A 20116-nucleotide genomic window follows, 5' to 3' on the forward strand; every position below is an offset into this window, starting at 1 on the left:
ATCTCATTGACGCGAAAGCCTGTTTTTTTTAGCATCACGCAACCTTTTAGCGTCACAATTCGAGAATTTAATGAAATTTGGTCGATTACTGGCGGTGTTTGCAAGCGTGGCGCTGCTGGCTGCCTGCGCCAGCACGCCCACACCGCCCGGCGCCGATGCGTCCGGCGTCCCGACCGCCCTGACTTCCTCGCGCAGCGGCAAGGATCCGCTGAACTCGCTCAGCGCCGACAAGACCGTCGCGCCTGGCGCCGTGAAGATCAACGCTGATCAGCCCGGCCTGGACTGGCTGCGCGGCCCGTCCGCCGATATCTGGGACCGCATCCGCCGGGGCTTCGCCATGCAGGACCTGGAAGGCACGCTGGTGGATGACCGCACGCAGTGGTACGCGCAACGCCCGGAATACATGGAGCGCATGGTAGCCCGGTCCAGCCGCTACCTGTATCACATCGTCGAGGAACTGGAGCGGCGCAATATGCCGACCGAGCTGGCGTTGCTGCCGTTCGTCGAAAGCGCGTTCAATCCGCAGGCGCAGTCGAGCGCCAAGGCCGCGGGCATGTGGCAGTTCATTCCGAGCACCGGCAAGTCCTACAACCTGAAGCAGAACATGTTCCGGGACGAACGCCGCGATGTGCTGGCCTCGACCGACGCGGCGCTCGATTATCTCCAGCGCCTCTATGACATGTTCGGCGACTGGCACCTGGCGCTGGCGGCGTACAACTGGGGTGAAGGGGCGGTGTCGCGCGCGATCGCGCGCAACCAGGCGCGTGGCCTGCCGACGGACTATGCCAGCCTGACGATGCCCAACGAGACGCGCTACTACGTGCCCAAGCTGCAGGCGGTCAAGAATATCATCGCCAACCCGGCGGCCTACGGCGTGCGGTTGCCCGAGATCCCGGACCATCCGTACTTCGTCACGGTCACCACGAGCCGCGATATCGACGTCAAGCTCGCGGCCAAGCTGGCCAATATGTCGCTGGAAGAATTCAAGGCGCTGAACCCGTCGTTCAACCAGCCGGTCATCCTGGGCGCTTCGAATCCGCAGATCCTGCTGCCGTTCGATAACGCCGAACGCTTCCAGTACAACCTGAACACCTATCGTGGCGGTTTGTCGAGCTGGACCGCGGTGACGGTGGACAACCGCGAGCGCGTGGAAGCGCTGGCGGCGCGCCTGAACATTGACCCGGACACGCTGCGCGAGATCAACAGCATTCCGCGCGGCATGCGGCTGAAGGCTGGCTCGACGGTGATGATCCCGCGCTCGGGCCCCCACGACCAGGACATCAGCGCGACGCTGGCCGACAGCGCCATGCTGGCGATGGAGCCCGACCTGCCCGATGCGCGCCGCGTGGTGGTGCGCGCCGGCCGCCGCGATACCGTCACCTCGGTGGCACACCGCTACGGCGTGTCGACTGGTCAGGTGCAATCGTGGAACAAGCTGTCCGGCACCAAGCTGGTGGCGGGACAAAGTCTTGTGCTGATGGTGCCGGTCCGCGCCCGCGGGGCGGTCAGGGTCGCGCGTGCAGAGCCGGCTGCCGACAGGCCCGAAGTGGTGCGGGTGTCGTCGCCTGCACGGGGCAAGGCCACAGCGCGCAAGCGCATGACGGTGGAAGCCGCGCCACGGCAGGCAGCCGGCAAGAGTTCGGGAGCGCCGCGTGCTTCGGCGGCCAAGGCTGCACCGACGGTGAAGGCGTCGTCCAAGGGCAGTTCCAAGGCCGCCAAGACCCGCTAAAGTGCGGCATGAACGGTAAAACGGGGCGTTGCCGGCGGCACGCCCCTTTTTTTGTTGCCCGGGCGTCGCTGTGCGATGTGGCGCATGCCCGTCTGCCAGGGGCGCACAGGACGCCGTGCCGGTGGCAAACTAGCAGGGATGATAACTACCCGCACGACGCGGAGGAGACCTGCCATGACGGCAAGCCATGCCGTGCACGCCCGTTCGCTGGCCGACCCCGAGGGGTTCTGGGCCGAACAGGCACAGCGCATCGATTGGGAAACCCCGTTCGGACAAGTGCTGGACAACAGCCGCGCGCCCTTTACGCGCTGGTTTGTCGGCGGGCGCACGAACCTGTGCCACAACGCCGTGGACCGGCACCTGGCCACGCGCGCGCAACAGCCGGCGCTGGTCTGGGTGTCGACCGAGACCGAGCAGGAGCGCACCTTTACCTACGCCCAGCTGCACGACGAGGTCAGCCGCATGGCAGCGACCTTGCAAAGGCTGGGCGTTCGCAAGGGCGACCGCGTGCTGGTCTACATGCCGATGATTCCGGAGGCGGCGTTCGCCATGCTGGCGTGCGCTCGCATCGGCGCGATCCATTCGGTGGTGTTCGGCGGTTTTGCCTCGGTCAGCCTGGCGGCCCGCATCGACGACGCGCAGCCGCGTGTGATCGTCAGCGCCGACGCCGGCTCGCGGGCCGGCAAGGTGGTACCGTACAAGCCACTGCTCGACGAGGCCATCCGGCTATCCGGGCACAAGCCCGAGAAGGTGCTGCTGGTCGACCGCCAACTCGCCGACATGCCGCGCGTCGCGGGCCGCGACGAAGACTACGCGGCCTGGCGTGAACGCGTGGCCGATACCGAAGTGCCATGCGTCTGGCTGGAATCGTCCGAGCCGTCCTACGTGCTCTACACGTCAGGGACTACCGGCAAGCCCAAGGGCGTGCAGCGCGACACCGGCGGCTACGCGGTGGCGCTGGCGACCTCGATGGAGTACATCTTCTGCGGCAAGGCCGGTGACACCATGTTTACAGCGTCGGACATCGGCTGGGTTGTCGGGCACAGCTACATTGTCTATGGCCCGCTTCTGGCCGGCATGACCACGCTGATGTACGAGGGCACGCCGATCCGCCCCGACGGCGGCATCCTCTGGCGACTGGTCGAGAAGTACAAGGTCAACCTGATGTTCAGCGCGCCCACGGCGATCCGCGTACTGAAGAAGCAGGACCCCGCCTTCCTGACGAAATACGATCTATCGAGCCTGCGGCTGCTGTTCCTGGCCGGCGAGCCGCTCGACGAGCCGACCGCGCGCTGGATCCAGGAGGGCATCGGCAAACCGGTGGTCGACAACTACTGGCAGACGGAATCGGGCTGGCCGATCATCGCCATCCAGCGCGGCATTGCGGTGCTGCCGCCCAAGCTGGGCTCTCCGGGCGTGCCGGCCTATGGCTATGACCTGCGCATCGTGGACGAGAATACGGGCGAAGAATGCGCACCCGGGCAGAAGGGCGTGGTGGCCATCGACGGCCCGTTGCCGCCTGGCTGCATGAGCACCGTGTGGGGCGACGACGACCGATTCGTGCGGACTTACTGGTCTGCGGTGCCGAACCGGCAGTGCTATTCGACGTTCGACTGGGGCGTGCGCGACAAGGATGGCTACGTGTTCATCCTCGGCCGTACCGACGACGTCATCAACGTAGCCGGGCACCGGCTGGGCACGCGCGAGATCGAGGAAAGCCTGTCATCGCACGCAGGCGTGGCCGAAGTGGCCGTTGTGGGCGTGCAGGACGCGCTCAAGGGGCAAGTGGCGATGGGCTTTTGCATTGCCCGTGACGCCGCGCGCACCGCGACGCCCGAGGCGCGGCTGGCGTTCGAGGGCGAACTGATGAAGACGGTGGAGCAACAGCTTGGCGCGGTGGCGCGCCCCGCGCGCGTCTTCTTCGTCAACGTCCTGCCCAAGACGCGCTCGGGCAAATTGCTGCGGCGCGCCATCCAGGCCGTGGCGGAAGGGCGCGATCCGGGCGATCTCACCACGATCGAGGATCCCGCCGCGCTGGAACAGTTGCTATCCGCCCTGAAGAGTTGAGCGCAGCCTCCGAGGCTGCGCCACGGAGACCGACGAAACTTGCGGTGTGCGCCCGTCAGGACACATCGCAAATTCGGCTTGCACGCGCCGCGCATGCGGACTAATATTTGAAGTATAAAATATTTAGACCTGATTTAGATGCGTGCTTCCGCCTGCGGCGGGCGGCACGGCGGAGACGACAGATGCGAGTGCTTTGTATTGGCGGCGGCCCGGCTGGCTTGTACTTCGGCCTGTTGATGAAGTTGCAGGACCCTGACAACGAAGTCGTGGTGGTGGAGCGCAACCGCCCCTACGACACCTTCGGCTGGGGCGTGGTGTTCTCCGACGCCACCATGGACAACCTGAAGCAGGCCGACCCGGTCAGCGCCGTCGAGATCAACGAGGCCTTCAACCACTGGGACGACATCGACATCCACATTGGCGGGCGCACCATCCGCTCGGGCGGCCATGGCTTTATCGGCATCGGCCGCAAGCGGTTGCTCAATATCCTGCAGGCGCGCTGCGAAGCGCTCGGCGTGAAGCTGGTATTCGAGACCGATGTCAGCGACGACCAGGCGCTGGCCATGCAGTACCGGGCCGACCTCGTCATTGCCTCGGACGGCCTGAACAGCCGCATCCGCACGCGCTACGCCGAAACCTTCCAGCCCGATATCGACACGCGCCAGTGCCGCTTTGTCTGGCTGGGCACGCACAAGCTGTTCGACGCCTTCACCTTTGCGTTCGAGAAGACCGAGCACGGCTGGTTCCAGGCCCATGCCTACCGCTTCGACGACAACACCTCCACCTTCATCGTGGAGACGCCGGAAGAGGTCTGGCGCGCTGCAGGCATCGAGCAGATGAGCCAGGAGGAGGGCGTGGCGTACTGCGAGAAGCTCTTCGCCAGATATCTTGATGGCAACAAGCTGATCAGCAATGCCACCCACCTGCGCGGCTCGGCGAACTGGATCCGCTTCCCGCGCGTGATCTGCAAGCACTGGGTGCACTGGAACACGCTGCCCGACGGCCGCCGCGTGCCGGTGGTGCTGATGGGCGATGCCGCGCATACGGCGCACTTCTCGATCGGCTCCGGCACCAAGCTGGCGCTGGAAGATTCGATCGACCTGGCCATGGAGATCGCCAGCGCCGGCCCTTCCGCGCACGATGCCTTGCCGGCGGCGCTGGAGCGCTACGAGGCCACCCGCGGCGTCGAGGTGCTGAAGATCCAGAACGCCGCGCGCAATTCCACCGAGTGGTTCGAGAACGTCGAGCGCTATGCGGCGCTGGAACCCGAGCAGTTCGCCTATTCGCTGCTGACGCGTTCGCAGCGCATCTCGCACGAGAACCTGCGTGCTCGCGATGCTGGCTATGTTCAGAAGTTCGAGCACTGGCTGGCAGCCCGGGCCGGCGTGTCGCCCGAGACGCTGCGCCTGCGTGAAGACAAGCCGGTGCCGCCCATGTTCACGCCGTTCCAGATACGGGGCGTGACGCTGAAGAATCGCGTGGTGGTGTCCCCGATGGCGATGTATTCGGCCGTGGACGGCGTGCCGGGAGATTTTCACCTTGTCCACCTTGGCTCGCGCGCACTCGGCGGCGCCGGCATGGTGGTGGCCGAGATGACCTGCGTGTCGCCCGATGCGCGCATTACGCCGGCTTGCCCGGGTTTGTGGAACGATGCGCAGCGCGATGCCTGGAAGCGCATCGTCGATTTCGTCCATGCCAACAGCGATGCGCGCATCGCCATGCAGCTCGGCCATGCCGGCCGCAAGGGCTCGACACAGCTCGGCTGGGAGGCCATGGACCATCCGCTGCCGCAGGGCAACTGGCCGCTGCTGTCGGCGTCGCCGATCCCCTACCTGCCCGGTGAATCGCAGGTGCCGCGCGAGATGACGCGCGACGACATGGACCGCGTGCGCGATGACTTCGTCGCAGCCGCGCGCCGCGCCGCGCAGGCCGGCTTCGACTGGCTCGAACTGCATTGCGCGCACGGCTACCTGCTGTCGACATTCATCTCGCCGCTATCCAACCAGCGCACCGACGAGTATGGCGGCACGCTGGCCAACCGCCTGCGCTATCCGCTCGAAGTGTTCGCGGCGGTGCGCGCGGTGTGGCCGCAGGACAAGCCGATTTCGGTGCGCATCTCCGCGCACGACTGGGTCGAAGGCGGCATCACGCCGGACGATGCCGTGGAGATCGCACGGGCCTTCAAGGCGGCCGGCGCCGACATGATCGATTGCTCGTCCGGTCAGGTCAGTCCCGACCAGGCGCCGGTGTATGGCCGCATGTACCAGACCCCTTTCGCCGACCGCATCCGCAACGAGGCGGATATCCCGACCATTGCGGTGGGCGCGATCTTCGAGGCCGACCATGTCGACAGCATCATCGCGGCCGGCCGTGCCGATCTGTGTGCCGTGGCGCGCCCCCACCTGGCCGATCCGGCCTGGACGCTGCATGAAGCGGCCAAGCTTGGCTATCGCGACGTGAGCTGGCCGCGCCAGTATGAAGCCGGCAAGCGCCAGCTCGAAACCAACCTGGAACGCGCCGCAGCCATGGTCCGCGGCGTGGTGGAGCATTGATGATGGCGGTCGATTCCCTGCAGGGCCGGCACGCGCTGGTGACCGGCGGCGGCCGCGGTATTGGCGCGGCCATTGCGCGCCGGCTGTTGGTTGAAGGCGCCAGCGTCACGCTGGTGGGCCGCGATGTGCAGGTGCTGGAGCGTGCTGCGGACGAGCTGCGTGCGCTGCTCGCCGATGGCGCTGTATTGACAGCGGTCCCGGCGGATATCAGCGATGCGGACAGCGTCGCCGCCGCGTTCTCCGTTGCGCAGTCCAAGGCGGGTCCGGTCAGCGTGCTCGTGAACAACGCCGGCCAGGCGCACAGCGCGCCGTTCGGCAAGACCAGCCTGGCGCTGTGGCAGCGCATGCTGGACGTCAACCTGACGGGAACCTTCCTGTGCACGCAGGCCGCGCTGCCCGCCATGACGGCGGCAGGGTGGGGGCGCATCGTCAACGTGGCAAGCACTGCCGGACTGGTCGGCTACGGCTACGTCAGCGCCTATTGCGCGGCCAAGCACGGCGTGATCGGCCTGACGCGCGCGCTGGCGCTGGAGACCGCGCGCAGCGGAATTACCGTCAACGCGGTGTGCCCCGGCTATACGGAGACCGACATCGTGCGCGACGCCGTGGCCAATATCGTCGACAAGACCGGTCGCACCGAAGCCGAAGCACGCGCCGAGCTGGCCGCGCGCAATCCGCAGCGCCGCCTGGTGCGGCCCGACGAAGTGGCGGACGCCGTGGCATGGCTGTGCCGCCCGTCGGCCAGCGCGATCACAGGACAGGCGATTGCCGTGGCGGGCGGGGAAGTAATGACAGGATAAGCGCGGCAGCGCCAGCGAACAGGCAGCGGATCGCGTTGCCCACCGAACTGACAGAGAGAGAACATGACCGATATCGCACTCGATATGCGCCACCACAAGCGCAGCTTCGCGGACTACAAGCCGAAACACTTCCTGTGGTCCGTCTCGGACGACGGCAAGGTGGGCACCATCACGCTGAATCGCCCGGAGCGCAAGAACCCGCTGACGTTCGACTCCTATGCCGAACTGCGCGACCTGTTCCGCGCGCTGTGCTATGCCAGCGATATCAAGACCGTGGTGGTCACGGGCGCCGGCGGCAATTTCTGCTCCGGCGGCGACGTGCACGAGATCATCGGACCGCTCACGAAGATGAGCATGCCCGAACTGCTCGATTTCACGCGCATGACCGGCGATCTGGTCAAGGCCATGCGTGCCTGCCCGCAGCCTGTCATCAGTGCGATCGACGGCATCTGCGCAGGCGCTGGTGCGATGATGGCGCTGGCCTCCGATATGCGCGTGGGGACGGCACAGGCCAAAACCGCATTCCTGTTCGTGCGCGTGGGCCTGGCCGGCGCCGATATGGGCGCATGCTCGCTGCTGCCGCGCGTGATCGGGCAGGGTCGCGCCAGCGAACTGCTCTACACCGGTCGCGTGATGACGGCCGAGGAGGGTTTGCAGTGGGGCTTCTTCAACGCGCTGCATGCGCCGGACAAGGTCCTGGCCGAGGCGCACGCGCTCGCCGCGCAACTTGCCGCGGGCCCGACCTTCGCGCACGGCGTGACCAAGAAGCTGCTGCACCAGGAGTGGAATATGGGTCTTGATGAAGCGATCGAGGCGGAAGCCGAAGCGCAGGCCATCTGCATGCAGACGCGTGACTTCCGACGTGCCTACGAGGCCTTTGTCGCCAAGGGCAAGCCTGTGTTCGAAGGCGACTGACAGCGACTGAAGCGCGAACCAAAGGGATTCCCGATGTCCGACAAGACCTATCTAGACCTGCCGCTGCTCGACGACTCGCACCGTTTGCTGGAGCGCGAGCTGGACGCGTGGTGCGCGGCCAGCCTGAAGGTGGATCACAGCGATACCGACGCCGCCTGCCGCGCACTGGTGCGCAAGCTGGGTGAAGCCGGCTGGCTGCGCTACTGCGTGCCGGCCGAGCATGGCGGAGCCTTGCCGAAGCTCGATTCGCGCGCGCTGTGCCTGCTGCGCGAAACGCTGGCGCGCCATGATGGCCTGGCCGATTTTGCCTTCGCCATGCAGGGCCTTGGCTCCGGCGCAATTTCGCTCGCCGGCAGCGCCGGGATCCGCGAACGCTACCTGCCGCGCGTGGCGCGCGGCGAGGCCATTGCAGCCTTTGCCTTGTCCGAGCCGGACGCCGGCTCCGACGTGGCGGCGATGCAATGCAGCGCGCGGCTCGATGCCGATGGCAGCCACTATGTGATCGATGGCGCCAAGACCTGGATCTCCAATGGCGGCATTGCCGATTTCTACTGCGTGTTCGTGCGCACCGGCGAGGCGCCGGGTGCGCGCGGCATTTCAGCCTTCGTGGTGGATGCCGACACGCCGGGCCTGAGCGTTGCCGAACGGATCGACGTGATGGCGCCGCACCCGCTTGCAACGCTGCGCTTCGATAATTGCCGCGTGCCGGTGGCTAACCGCCTCGGCGAGCCCGGGCAGGGCTTCAAGGTGGCGATGATGACGCTGGACATCTTCCGTGCCTCGGTGGCGGCGGCCGCGCTCGGTTTTGGCCGCGCCGCGCTTGATGAAGCGCTGGCCCGTGCCCGCGCCCGGCCGATGTTCGGTGGCGTGCTGGCCGACCTGCAACTCACGCAAGCCGCCATCGGCGACATGGCGACTGCCATCGATGCGGCGGCGCTGCTGACCTATCGCGCGGCCTGGCTGCGCGATGTGAAGGGCGTGCGCACCACGCGCGAGGCGGCCATGGCGAAGATGGTGGCCACGGAAAACGCACAGCAGGTGATCGACCGCGCGGTGCAGATGTTCGGCGGCCTCGGCGTCAAGGTCGGCACGCGCGTGGAAGGGCTCTATCGGGAGATCCGCTCGCTGCGCATCTACGAAGGCGCCACCGAAGTGCAGAAGCTGATCATCGCGCGCGAAACGCTCGCGGCGGCAGGCTGAGCCGGCACGGCACCCGTCAAGTCAGCGACGCAGCAGACAGGAGACAAGTCATGGCGACCACCGCCCATCTCGATACCTTCGCCCGCGACCGGCTGCCCCCGCCGCAGGCGTGGCCGGAATTCCGTTTCAACGCGGATACCGATTACCCCGAGCGCCTGAACTGCGCCGTGGAACTGGTTGACCGGCATGTGCGCGAAGGCCGCGGCGAGCGCGTGGCGGTTCGCCAGCGGCGCGACGGCGGCATGGAGACCATCACCTATGCTCAGCTTGCGGCGCTGAGCAACCGCATCGCCCATGTGCTGACCGAGGACATGGGCCTGGTGCCGGGCAACCGCGTGCTGCTGCGCGGACCGAACAACGTCATGATGGCGGCGAGCTGGCTGGCGACCATCAAGGCAGGGCTGATCGCCGTGCCGACCATGCCGCTGCTGCGCGCGAAGGAGCTCAAGCAGATCATCGACAAGGCACAGGTCACCGCGGCGCTGTGCGATGTGCGGCTGCACGAGGACCTGGAGGCGAACCGGCAAGCCGGTGGCGAGTTTCACTGCCCGAGCCTGACGCAGGCGCTGTACTTCAACGGCGCAGGCGAGGGTTCGCTGGAAGCCGCGATGGCCGGCAAGCCGGACACGTTCAATTCCTGCGACACGGCGGCCGACGACGTATGCCTGATCGCCTTCACGAGCGGCACGACCGGCCAGCCCAAGGGCACGGTTCACTTCCACCGCGACGTGCTGGCGATGTGCGACCTGTTCCCGCGCCACGTACTGCGGCCTGAGCCGGATGACATTTTCTGCGGCACGCCGCCGATCGCCTTCACGTTCGGGCTGGGCGGCATCCTGTGCTTTCCGTGGCGCATCGGCGCCAGCACCGTGCTGGCCGAAAAGCTCACGCCGGATACGCTGCTGGAACTGATTGCGGACTTCCGCGCGACCATCGTGTGCACGGCGCCAACGTTCTATCGCCAGATGGCCGCGCTGGCGTCGCGCTACGACCTGCGCAGCCTGAAGAAAAGCGTGTCGGCCGGCGAGGCGCTGCCCGATGCAACGCGCCAGGCGTGGAAGGCCGCCACGGGCATCGAAATGACCGATGGCATCGGCGGCACGGAGATGATGCATATCTTCATTTCGAGCGCGGGCGCCGAGGTGAGGCCGGGCGCTATCGGCAAGGTTGTGCCGGGCTACATCGCGCAGATCGTCGACGAGGACATGCAGCCGGTACCGCCGGGCACAGTGGGCAAACTGGCGGTGCGCGGCCCGACGGGCTGTCGCTACCTGGACGACCCGCGCCAGGCCAACTACGTGAAGGCCGGGTGGAATCTGCCCGGCGACACGTTCTACATGGATGAGGACGGCTACTACTTCTACCAGGCCCGTTCCGACGACATGATCATCTCCGCCGGCTATAACATCGCCGGCCCCGAGGTGGAAGGCACGCTGATGCAGCACAAGGACGTGGCGGAGTGCGGCGTGGTCGGCGCGCCGGACGCGGAGCGCGGCCAGGTGGTGACGGCCTACGTCGTGCTGCGCGAAGGCGTGGAGGCCAGCGACGCTACGCGCGCTGCGCTGCAGGACTACGTGAAGCGCCAGATCGCGCCATACAAATATCCGCGGCGCATCGTCTTCGTGCCGGCGCTGCCGCGCACGGAAACCGGCAAGCTGCAGCGCTTCCGGCTGCGCCAGCTGGCGCAGCAGGGCAATGGCGGCGGGACCGGGGCCGCCAAGCCATGAACGAGGTGTTCCGCAACGCCGTGCTGGTGCGCTTCGGGCATTGCGATGCCGCCGGCATCGTGTTCTATCCGCGCTACTTCGAGATGCTCAACGACTTCATCGAAGACTGGTTTGCCCAGGCGCTGGACTGGCCTTTCAGTGCTATGCACGGTACGGGGCATGCCGGCGTACCGACCGCCGATCTGCACTGCCGCTTCGTCGCGCCCAGCCGTCTGGGTGAATCGCTCACGCGTGAACTGCGCGTGCTGAAACTGGGGCAATCGAGCTTCACGGTGCAGGTGCGGTTCATTGGCCCCGACGGCGGCTTGCGACTGGAAGTGACGCAGCGGCTCGTCTGCGTCGACACGGGCGAGATCGCGCCAAGACCGTTGCCAGACCCGGTGCGGCACGCCATGACGCAGTACCTGGATGCCAGCCTGCCCGCACCGGCCGGCCGGGGCATTTGAAGAAGACTATTCGAGTAACCAAGACCTCAGGACGCAATCATGAAGATTCTGCAGCCGCCCGACTGGGCCGCACCGCGCGGCTATTCCAACGGCATCATGACAGAGATGCAGGCCGGCAGCCGGCTCATCTTTGTCGGAGGCCAGATCGGCTGGAACGGCCAGTGCGAGTTCGAGACCGACGACTTCGGCCTGCAAGTGGCCCAGACCTTGCGCAATATCGTCGCAGTGCTCGCGGCGGGCGGCGCAAAGCCGGAGCACATCACGCGCATGACGTGGTATGTGAAGGACAAGGCGGAATACGTGGCGGCTTACCCGGTTATCGGCCAGCATTACCGGGACAGCATCGGCCGGCATTTCCCGGCGATGACGGCCGTGGAGGTCGCGGACCTGGTGGAGCCGCGTGCCAAGGTAGAGATCGAGGTCACGGCGGTGGTGCCGCCGGCTGCCTAACGCGGATGCCGGGGTGGCAGGGAGCGGACGGGGCGGCGCAGGCATGGCCCGTGCCGCACGCAAGTCCTTGAAAACTTGAGAAATTGCCCGGTGCGGGATATAATCCGAAAGTTTCGCTTTCAGAACCCTTCACCCTAGCGCCAACCGCTTTCCACCTTCCGCCGCCCCCGTCCGCGCAGTGTTGCCAGCATTGAAATATGTGATGCAAAGAGCGCGCTGCGACCGAGTCGCGCCGCAATGGCAGCCTTGCCAGTGCGGCCGTACCGGATCTCTTCCAGGGGCACGAGGCGTTGATCAGGTCGGGCACGGGGTGAGTCCAGCAGGAGCCTACCCGTGTTACCGTCTTTTCCGTCCGCCATTCTCGCGCTTGCAGACGGCACGGTCTTTCGTGGCTATTCCATTGGCGCATCCGGCCATACCATCGGCGAAGTGGTGTTCAACACCGCCATCACCGGTTACCAGGAAATCCTCACCGACCCGAGCTATTCCCGGCAGATCGTCACGCTGACGTATCCGCACATCGGGAATTACGGCGTCAACCGTGAGGATATTGAAGCCACGAAAGTCCATGCCGCCGGCCTGATCATCAAGGATCTGCCGATCCTGGCATCGAATTTCCGCAAGGAGCACACGCTCGGCCATTACCTGAAGCAGGAAAAGGTCGTGGCGATCGCGGGCATCGATACCCGCAAGCTGACCCGAATCCTGCGCGAGAAGGGTGCCCAGAACGGCTGCATCCTGGCTGGCGAGGACAATGTGCAGAAGGCCATCGACCTGGCCCGCTCGTTCCCCGGCCTGGCCGGCATGGACCTGGCCAAGGTAGTGTCGGTCAAGGAACCGTACGAGTGGACCCAGTCGGAATGGGCGCTCGGCGCGGGCTACGGCAAGCAGGACAAGCCGCAGTTCCACGTGGTCGCCTATGACTACGGCGTGAAGTTCAACATCCTGCGCATGCTGGCCGAGCGCGGCTGCAAGGTGACGGTGCTGCCGGCCCAGGCCAGCGCGGCCGACGCCCTGGCGCTGAATCCGGACGGCGTGTTCCTGTCCAACGGCCCCGGCGACCCGGAGCCGTGCGACTACGCCATCAAGGCCACGCGCGAATTCATCGAGCGCGGCATCCCGACCTTTGGCATCTGCCTAGGCCACCAGATCATGGCTCTCGCCATCGGTGCCAAGACGCTGAAGATGAAGGCCGGCCACCACGGCGCCAACCATCCGGTCAAGGACCTGGATGACGGCCGTGTGATGATCACGTCGCAAAACCACGGTTTCGCGGTCGATGCTGAAACCCTGCCGGCCAACGCGCGCGTGACGCACGTGTCGCTGTTCGACGGCACGCTGCAGGGCTTCGCGCTGACCGACAAGCCGGCCTTCTGCTTCCAGGGCCACCCGGAAGCGTCGCCGGGCCCGAACGACGTGGCTTACCTGTTCGACCGCTTCACGAAGATGATGGCGGACGCGCGCAAGTAAGCGCGGCGCCATTCGAGAAACAGGGACGAGCAGGGAACAGGGACACGCCATGAACGCCTTCATGCATACCGCTTTCGGCATCACCGATTTCTGGACTTATGTGCTGGGCACGATCTTTATCGTGCTGCTGCCGGGGCCGAATTCGATGTACGTGCTGTCCGTGGCGGCGCAGCGCGGCGTGCGCACGGGCTACAAGGGTGCCTGCGGCGTGTTCCTTGGCGATGCGGTGCTGATGGTGCTGTCGGCGGCAGGCGTCGCCTCGCTGCTCCAGGCCAGCCCGGCGCTGTTCTACGTCGTGAAGTACATCGGCGCGGCGTACCTGGGCTGGATCGGGTTCAACATGCTGCGCGGGGCGGTACGCAACGGGTCCAAGGCAGGTCAGGCGGGGCAGGCAATCAATGCCGCCGCGGCCATGCCCGTCGACCAGTCGAACCCGTTCCGCAAGGCGCTCATCATCAGCCTGATGAACCCCAAGGCCATCCTGTTCTTTATCTCGTTCTTCATCCAGTTCGTCGACCCGGGCTTCGGCTATCCGGCGCTGGCGTTCCTCGCACTGGGCGTGGTCGTGCAGATCTTCAGCTTCCTGTACCTGACGACGCTGATCTTCGTTGGCGTGAAACTGGCCGCCGCCTTTCGCCGCCGCCGCCGCTTGTCGGCGGGCGTGTCGAGCGGCGTGGGCGCCATGTTCATCGGCTTCGGCGCGAAGCTGGCCACGGCCACCCTGAGCTGATTTTCCGAATCCCGCGGGATTCCTGATATTCCGGCGCGGCCGTCCCGAACGGGCGGCCGGCCAAAAAAGAGATAGTGCAATGCCAAAACGCACAGACATCAAGAGCATCCTGATTATCGGCGCCGGCCCCATCATCATCGGCCAGGCGTGCGAGTTCGACTATTCCGGCGCGCAGGCCTGCAAGGCGCTGCGCGAGGAAGGCTTCAAGGTCATCCTGGTCAATTCGAACCCGGCGACCATCATGACCGACCCGGCCACGGCCGACGTGACCTATATCGAGCCGATCACGTGGGAAGTGGTCGAGCGCATCATCGAGAAAGAGCGTCCGGACGCGATCCTGCCGACCATGGGCGGCCAGACCGCGCTGAACTGCGCGCTGGACCTGCATCGCCACGGCGTGCTGGACAAGTACAAGGTCGAACTGATCGGCGCGTCGCCGGAAGCCATCGACAAGGCCGAAGACCGCCAGAAGTTCAAGAATGCGATGACCAAGATCGGACTGGGCTCGGCCAAGTCCGGCATCGCGCATTCCATGGACGAAGCCATGGGCGTGCAGTCGCAAATCGCCACGGAAACCGGCACCAGCGGCTACCCGATCGTCATCCGTCCCTCGTTCACGCTGGGCGGCACCGGCGGCGGCATTGCCTACAACCGCGAAGAATTCGAAGAGATCTGCAAGCGCGGCCTGGACCTGTCGCCGACGCGCGAACTGCTGATCGAAGAATCGCTGCTGGGCTGGAAGGAATACGAGATGGAAGTGGTCCGCGACAAGGCGGACAACTGCATCATCATCTGCTCGATCGAGAACCTCGACCCGATGGGCATCCACACCGGTGACTCGATCACCGTGGCCCCGGCCCAGACGCTGACCGACAAGGAATACCAGATCCTGCGCAATGCCTCGCTGGCCGTGCTGCGCGAGATCGGCGTCGATACCGGCGGCTCGAACGTGCAGTTCTCGATCAATCCGAAGGATGGCCGGATGATCGTGATCGAGATGAACCCGCGCGTGTCGCGTTCGTCGGCGCTGGCCTCGAAGGCCACCGGCTTCCCGATCGCCAAGGTCGCGGCCAAGCTGGCCGTCGGCTACACGCTGGACGAGCTGAAGAACGAGATCACCGGCGGCGCGACCCCGGCTTCGTTCGAGCCGTCGATCGACTACGTGGTCACCAAGGTGCCGCGTTTCGCCTTCGAGAAATTCCCGCAGGCCGACAGCCACCTGACCACCCAGATGAAGTCGGTGGGCGAGGTGATGGCCATGGGCCGCACCTTCCAGGAATCGTTCCAGAAGGCCCTGCGCGGCCTCGAAGTCGGCGTGGACGGCCTGGACGAGAAGTCCACCGACCGCGACGAGATCGTCGAGGAAATCGGCGAGGCCGGTCCGGACCGCATCTGGTACGTGGGAGATGCATTCCGCCTGGGCATGTCTCTCGAAGAGGTATATGCCGAGACCGCGATCGACCCGTGGTTCCTGGCCCAGATCGAGGACATCGTCAAGACCGAAGGGCAGATCAAGGCGCGCACGCTGGCAAGCCTGTCGACGGCCGAGCTGCGCTACGTGAAGCAGAAGGGCTTCTCCGACCGCCGCCTCGCCAAGCTGCTGAAAACCGACGCCAAGGCTGTGCGCGAGGCGCGCATCGCGCAGAACGTGCGTCCGGTGTACAAGCGCGTCGACACCTGCGCGGCCGAGTTCGGCACCAACACCGCCTACATGTACTCGACCTACGAGGCCGAGCATGGCGAGTGCGAGGCCAGCCCGACCGACAAGAAGAAGATCATGGTGCTGGGCGGCGGCCCGAACCGGATCGGCCAGGGCATCGAGTTCGACTATTGCTGCGTGCACGCCGCGCTGGCGCTGCGCGAAGACGGGTACGAGACCATCATGGTCAACTGCAACCCGGAAACCGTGTCGACCGACTATGACACCTCGGACCGCCTGTACTTCGAGCCGGTGACGCTGGAAGACGTGCTCGAGATCGTCGCGATCGAGAAGCCGGTCGGCGTGATCGTGCAGTACGGCGGCCAGACGCCGCTGAAGCTCGCGCTCGACCTGGAGCGCAACGGCGTGCCTATCATCGGCACGACGCCGGACATGATCGACGCCGCGGAAGACCGCGAGCGCTTCCAGAAGCTGCTGCAGGAGCTTGGCCTGCGCCAGCCGCCCAACCGCACCGCACGTGCCGAGGACGAAGCGCTGCGCCTGGCCGAGGAAATCGGCTACCCGCTGGTGGTGCGTCCGTCGTACGTGCTGGGTGGCCGCGCGATGGAAATCGTGCACGAGCCGCGCGACCTCGAGCGCTACATGCGCGAGGCCGTCAAGGTGTCGAACGATTCCCCGGTGCTGCTGGACCGCTTCCTGAACGATGCGATCGAATGCGACGTCGACGCGCTGTCGGATGGCAAGCGCGTGTTCATCGGCGGCGTGATGGAGCACATCGAGCAGGCTGGCGTGCACTCGGGCGACTCGGCTTGCTCGCTGCCGCCGTACTCGCTGTCGGCGGAAACCGTGGCCGAACTGAAGCGCCAGACCGCTGCCATGGCCAAGGCCCTGAACGTGGTCGGCCTGATGAACGTGCAGTTCGCGATCCAGCAGAGCAACGGTGTCGACACCGTCTACGTGCTGGAAGTGAACCCGCGTGCCTCGCGTACCGTGCCGTACGTGTCGAAGGCGACCGGCATGCAGCTCGCCAAGATCGCCGCGCGCTGCATGGCCGGCCAGTCGCTGGACTCGCAGGGCGTTATCGACGAGGTGGTGCCGCCGTACTACAGCGTCAAGGAAGCGGTGTTCCCGTTCAACAAGTTCCCGGGCGTCGATCCGGTCCTCGGACCTGAAATGCGTTCCACCGGTGAAGTGATGGGCGTGGGCAAGTCGTTCGGCGAGGCGCTCTTCAAGAGCCAGCTGGCCGCGGGGTCGCGTCTGCCGGAAAAGGGCACCGTGCTGATCACCGTGAAGGACAGCGACAAGGTACGCGCCGTTGCCGTGGCCCGCATGCTGCACGACATGGGCTACCCGATCGTCGCCACGCGCGGCACGGCCTCGGCCATCGAAGCCGCCGGCATCCCGGTCCGGGTGGTCAACAAGGTCAAGGATGGCCGTCCGCATATCGTGGACATGATCAAGAACGGCGAACTGGCGCTGGTGTTCACCACGGTGGACGAGACCCGCGGCGCGATTGCCGATTCGCGTTCCATCCGTATCTCGGCGCTGGCTAACCGCGTGCCTTACTACACCACCATCGCCGGCGCGAGCGCTGCGGTGGAGGGCCTCAAGCACATGCAGAGCCTGGAGGTCTATGACCTGCAGGGCCTGCATGCGACGCTGGGGTAACAATATGACCTGGCGGGGCGATTGCGCTCCGTCAAGGGCTGGCGGCCCGCCGGTGTTGCTGCCTGCGGGCATCTTGTCCTAAACTACGTCGAATTCATCGATCGGCGCCCGGTATCCCCGGGCGCCTTCCCCATCCGAAGCCGCGGTTGAGCGGAAGTGCCCTGGATTATGTGCCGGGCATGGTTCCAGCTCCGCTGCGGCTCATTTTTTTGTTGATCGAAGACATGAGCACCATTCCGATTACCAAGCGTGGCGCCGAACTGCTGAAGGAAGAACTGCAACGCCTGAAGGCTGTCGAGCGTCCGGCAGTGATCAATGCCATCTCCGAAGCCCGTGCGCAGGGCGACCTGTCCGAAAATGCCGAGTACGATGCTGCCAAGGAAAAGCAGGCATTCATCGAAGGCCGCATTCTGGAAGTCGAATCCAAGCTGTCCACAGCGCAGGTCATTGACCCGACCCAGCTGGATACGGATGGCCGCATCGTGTTCGGTGCCACGGTAGACCTGGAAGACCTCGAATCCGGCAGCCCGGTGAGCTACCAGATTGTCGGCGATGACGAGGCTGACCTGGAGAGCGGCAAGATTTCCGTCAGCTCGCCAATCGCGCGTGCGCTGATCGGCAAGTTCGAGGGCGACGTTGCGACCGTCCTGGCGCCCAGCGGTGACCGCGAGTACGAAGTCATCACCGTCCGCTACATCTGAAGTCGGTACCCGACCGACTGGACCAAGCGGATCGTGTTCTCTACTTCCTACTCAAGCCTGCCGCCGCTGCCCCACCGCATCTTCCTGCTCCTGACGGTTGTCTGGGCCGGCAGCCTGTGGACGGTGGGTTACATGGTGGCGCCGACGTTGTTCTCGGTCCTGCCGAGCCGCGAAATGGCGGGCATGATCGCCGGCCATCTGTTCCAGACCGAGGCTATCCTTGGCGTGACCATCGGCGTCTTGCAGCTTGTGCTATGCAACGTGCTGATCCGGCGCGGTGCCAACCGATATCGGGCTCTGCGCTGGCTGGTACTGGCCATGCTGTGTTGCGTGCTGGTGGGCTATTTCGGCACCCAGCCATTCATGGGCAGCCTCAAGGAGAAGGCGACGGCGCTCGGTGTCGGCGTGTCGGAGTCGCCGTTCCGCGCGCAGTTCGGCATGCTGCACGGCGTTTCCAGCGCCTTCTACCTGGTGCAGAGCCTTCTGGCGCTGGCGCTGGTGTGGCGCGCTTCGGCGCCGCGTTCCGCCGGCGAATAGCCGGCGAATGTATGAAAAAAGGCGGCCCGCTCGGGCCGCCTTCGTTCAGGCCAGCGCCTTTTTCTTCGGGCTGGCGGGCCGGGCACGCGAGCGCTTGACGTTGCCGCCGGCGGTGACGCGTTCATTGCCCAGCACCGTGACGTCCTTGCGGGTCGGACGGCGGTTGGGTGCGCCGCTGGGCTTCTTCACCGTCACGGTACGGGGCGCGGCGCCACCACGGCGGACCGGCGTGTGGCGACCGAGATCCTGAGGCTGGTTTTCCTTGAGGCGGGCGTCGCCCGGCCGCCAGATAACCAGCAGTTTGCCGATATGCTGGATCGGTGCGGCGCTCAGTTCATCGCAAATGGATTCGTAGATGGCGATACGCGCTTCGCGGTCGTCGCCGAACACGCGAATCTTGATCAGGTCGTGCGACGCCAGGCTGCGGTCGATTTCGGCCAGCACCGCGCGCGTGAGGCCTTCCGCGCCGATCATCACGACCGGATTGAGGCCGTGGGCACGGGAGCGGAGTTCGGAGCGCTGGGCTGGAATAAGTTGAAGTGCGGACATAAATAGGCGCTGACGGCGCAGGAATAAGTGCTGCCAACGGCCCGAACGGGCAATGGCGGCCCGAATTGGCCACCGCTGGCATGCGATTGGCGCGTATTATCCGCCAAATCAACGCAGGTTGGCGGCAAGAAACGGCAAAACAGGCAAGAAATTGCGGCGTGCTCGCTTCGCGGGGGAGCCGGCAAACAGGAAACAGGCGTAATCAGAATGGCCAAAGGCAAGTCGAAGAACAAGTTCAACCAGTCGTGGCTCCACGACCATATCAACGACCCGTATGTGAAGATGGCCCAGCGCGAGGGGTATCGCGCCCGCGCGGCCTACAAGCTCAAGGAAATCGACGAGCAGGACAACCTGATCCGTCCAGGCCAGGTCATTGTCGACCTGGGCGCCGCGCCCGGCAGTTGGAGCCAGTATGCGCGCAACAAGCTGGCGGCCTCTGCGCGGGCGGTCGATGGCAAGCCGGATGGCGCGGTAGTGGCCATCGATATCCTGCCCATGGAGGCGGTCGCGGACGTCACGTTTATCCAGGGTGATTTTCGCGAGGAAGAAGTGTTCCGCCAGCTTGAGGAAGTGGTCCTGGCAGCTTCCGGCGGTGCAAAGATCGACCTTGTATTGTCTGACATGGCCCCCAACTTGTCCGGTGTGGCCTTTGCTGACGCCGCCCGCATCGAGTATCTGTGCGAGCTGGCATTGGATTTTGCCCAGGCCCATCTCAAGGCGGACGGGGCATTACTGGTAAAGTGCTTCCACGGTAGTGGTTACAGCCAGATCGTCGAGAAGTTCAAACGGCAGTTCAAGGTGGTCGCGGCACGCAAGCCCAAGGCGTCGCGTGACAAATCCTCTGAAACATTTATCCTTGGGCGTTACCTCAAAGTCATGAATTGACGGATCCGGCGGAAGCCGGGCTGTCTGGTC

Annotated in this window: 16 protein-coding genes; 15 read left to right on the top strand and 1 reads right to left on the bottom strand. The window is 65.5% G+C overall.

Annotation, left to right across the window (positions count from 1 at the left end; translation table 11 throughout):
* Positions 1–70 precede the first annotated feature (70 nt).
* The 14 genes from AC3FKG_RS20510 to AC3FKG_RS20575 all read left to right on the top strand — a co-directional run bounded on the left by AC3FKG_RS20510 (position 71) and on the right by AC3FKG_RS20575 (position 18652).
* The gene (locus tag AC3FKG_RS20510) at positions 71–1729 is read left to right on the top strand and encodes a transglycosylase SLT domain-containing protein (RefSeq protein WP_488743997.1); all 1659 of its coding nucleotides are present in this window, start codon (positions 71–73) and stop codon (positions 1727–1729) included.
* A 174-nt stretch (positions 1730–1903) separates the two neighbouring features.
* A complete protein-coding gene (locus AC3FKG_RS20515) occupies positions 1904–3796 on the top strand; it encodes a propionate--CoA ligase (RefSeq protein ID WP_488743998.1) in 1893 nt (630 codons plus the stop codon).
* A gap of 182 nt (positions 3797–3978) precedes the next feature.
* Positions 3979–6348, top strand: coding sequence for a bifunctional salicylyl-CoA 5-hydroxylase/oxidoreductase (locus AC3FKG_RS20520; protein WP_488743999.1), 2370 nt, complete (start codon positions 3979–3981; stop codon positions 6346–6348).
* The gene (locus AC3FKG_RS20525) at positions 6348–7148 is read left to right on the top strand and encodes an SDR family NAD(P)-dependent oxidoreductase (protein ID WP_483708580.1); all 801 of its coding nucleotides are present in this window, start codon (positions 6348–6350) and stop codon (positions 7146–7148) included. Before AC3FKG_RS20520 ends, AC3FKG_RS20525 begins: the two co-directional genes overlap by 1 nt.
* Positions 7149–7211: 63 nt before the next feature.
* Positions 7212–8063, top strand: a complete 852-nt coding sequence (locus tag AC3FKG_RS20530; RefSeq protein ID WP_483708579.1) for an enoyl-CoA hydratase family protein — start codon at positions 7212–7214, stop codon at positions 8061–8063.
* A 33-nt stretch (positions 8064–8096) separates the two neighbouring features.
* Complete coding sequence (locus AC3FKG_RS20535; protein ID WP_483708578.1) at positions 8097–9263, top strand: acyl-CoA dehydrogenase family protein; 1167 nt, start codon at positions 8097–8099, stop codon at positions 9261–9263.
* 50 nt (positions 9264–9313) lie between these two features.
* Positions 9314–10990: an AMP-binding protein gene (locus tag AC3FKG_RS20540; RefSeq protein WP_488744000.1), complete on the top strand. Its 1677-nt coding sequence runs from the start codon at positions 9314–9316 to the stop codon at positions 10988–10990.
* The gene (locus AC3FKG_RS20545; protein WP_483708576.1) at positions 10987–11436 is read left to right on the top strand and encodes an acyl-CoA thioesterase; all 450 of its coding nucleotides are present in this window, start codon (positions 10987–10989) and stop codon (positions 11434–11436) included. Before AC3FKG_RS20540 ends, AC3FKG_RS20545 begins: the two co-directional genes overlap by 4 nt.
* Before the next feature lie 39 nt (positions 11437–11475).
* The gene (locus AC3FKG_RS20550) at positions 11476–11886 is read left to right on the top strand and encodes a RidA family protein (protein WP_483708575.1); all 411 of its coding nucleotides are present in this window, start codon (positions 11476–11478) and stop codon (positions 11884–11886) included.
* 333 nt (positions 11887–12219) lie between these two features.
* Positions 12220–13356 carry a glutamine-hydrolyzing carbamoyl-phosphate synthase small subunit gene (gene carA, locus AC3FKG_RS20555; RefSeq protein WP_483708574.1) on the top strand — a complete coding sequence of 379 codons (1137 nt, stop codon included), beginning with the start codon at positions 12220–12222 and terminating at the stop codon, positions 13354–13356.
* A 49-nt stretch (positions 13357–13405) separates the two neighbouring features.
* A complete protein-coding gene (gene leuE / locus AC3FKG_RS20560; protein ID WP_483708573.1) occupies positions 13406–14086 on the top strand; it encodes a leucine efflux protein LeuE in 681 nt (226 codons plus the stop codon).
* A 79-nt stretch (positions 14087–14165) separates the two neighbouring features.
* Positions 14166–17414, top strand: a complete 3249-nt coding sequence (gene carB / locus AC3FKG_RS20565) for a carbamoyl-phosphate synthase large subunit (RefSeq protein ID WP_483708572.1) — start codon at positions 14166–14168, stop codon at positions 17412–17414.
* A 224-nt stretch (positions 17415–17638) separates the two neighbouring features.
* Entirely contained in the window at positions 17639–18115 is a 477-nt protein-coding gene (greA, locus tag AC3FKG_RS20570) for a transcription elongation factor GreA (RefSeq protein ID WP_483708571.1), read from the top strand.
* 33 nt (positions 18116–18148) lie between these two features.
* Positions 18149–18652, top strand: a complete 504-nt coding sequence (locus AC3FKG_RS20575; RefSeq protein ID WP_483708570.1) for a DUF4149 domain-containing protein — start codon at positions 18149–18151, stop codon at positions 18650–18652.
* 45 nt (positions 18653–18697) lie between these two features.
* Here AC3FKG_RS20575 and AC3FKG_RS20580 read toward each other — a convergent pair whose 3' ends face one another.
* Positions 18698–19201, bottom strand: a complete 504-nt coding sequence (locus AC3FKG_RS20580; protein WP_483708569.1) for a YhbY family RNA-binding protein — start codon at positions 19199–19201, stop codon at positions 18698–18700.
* A 207-nt stretch (positions 19202–19408) separates the two neighbouring features.
* On the opposite strand from AC3FKG_RS20580, the gene AC3FKG_RS20585 reads away from it, so the two are divergent.
* Complete coding sequence (locus AC3FKG_RS20585) at positions 19409–20086, top strand: RlmE family RNA methyltransferase (RefSeq protein WP_483708568.1); 678 nt, start codon at positions 19409–19411, stop codon at positions 20084–20086.
* Positions 20087–20116 lie beyond the last annotated feature (30 nt).

The organism is Cupriavidus sp. 22TCCZM04-2 (assembly GCF_057798895.1).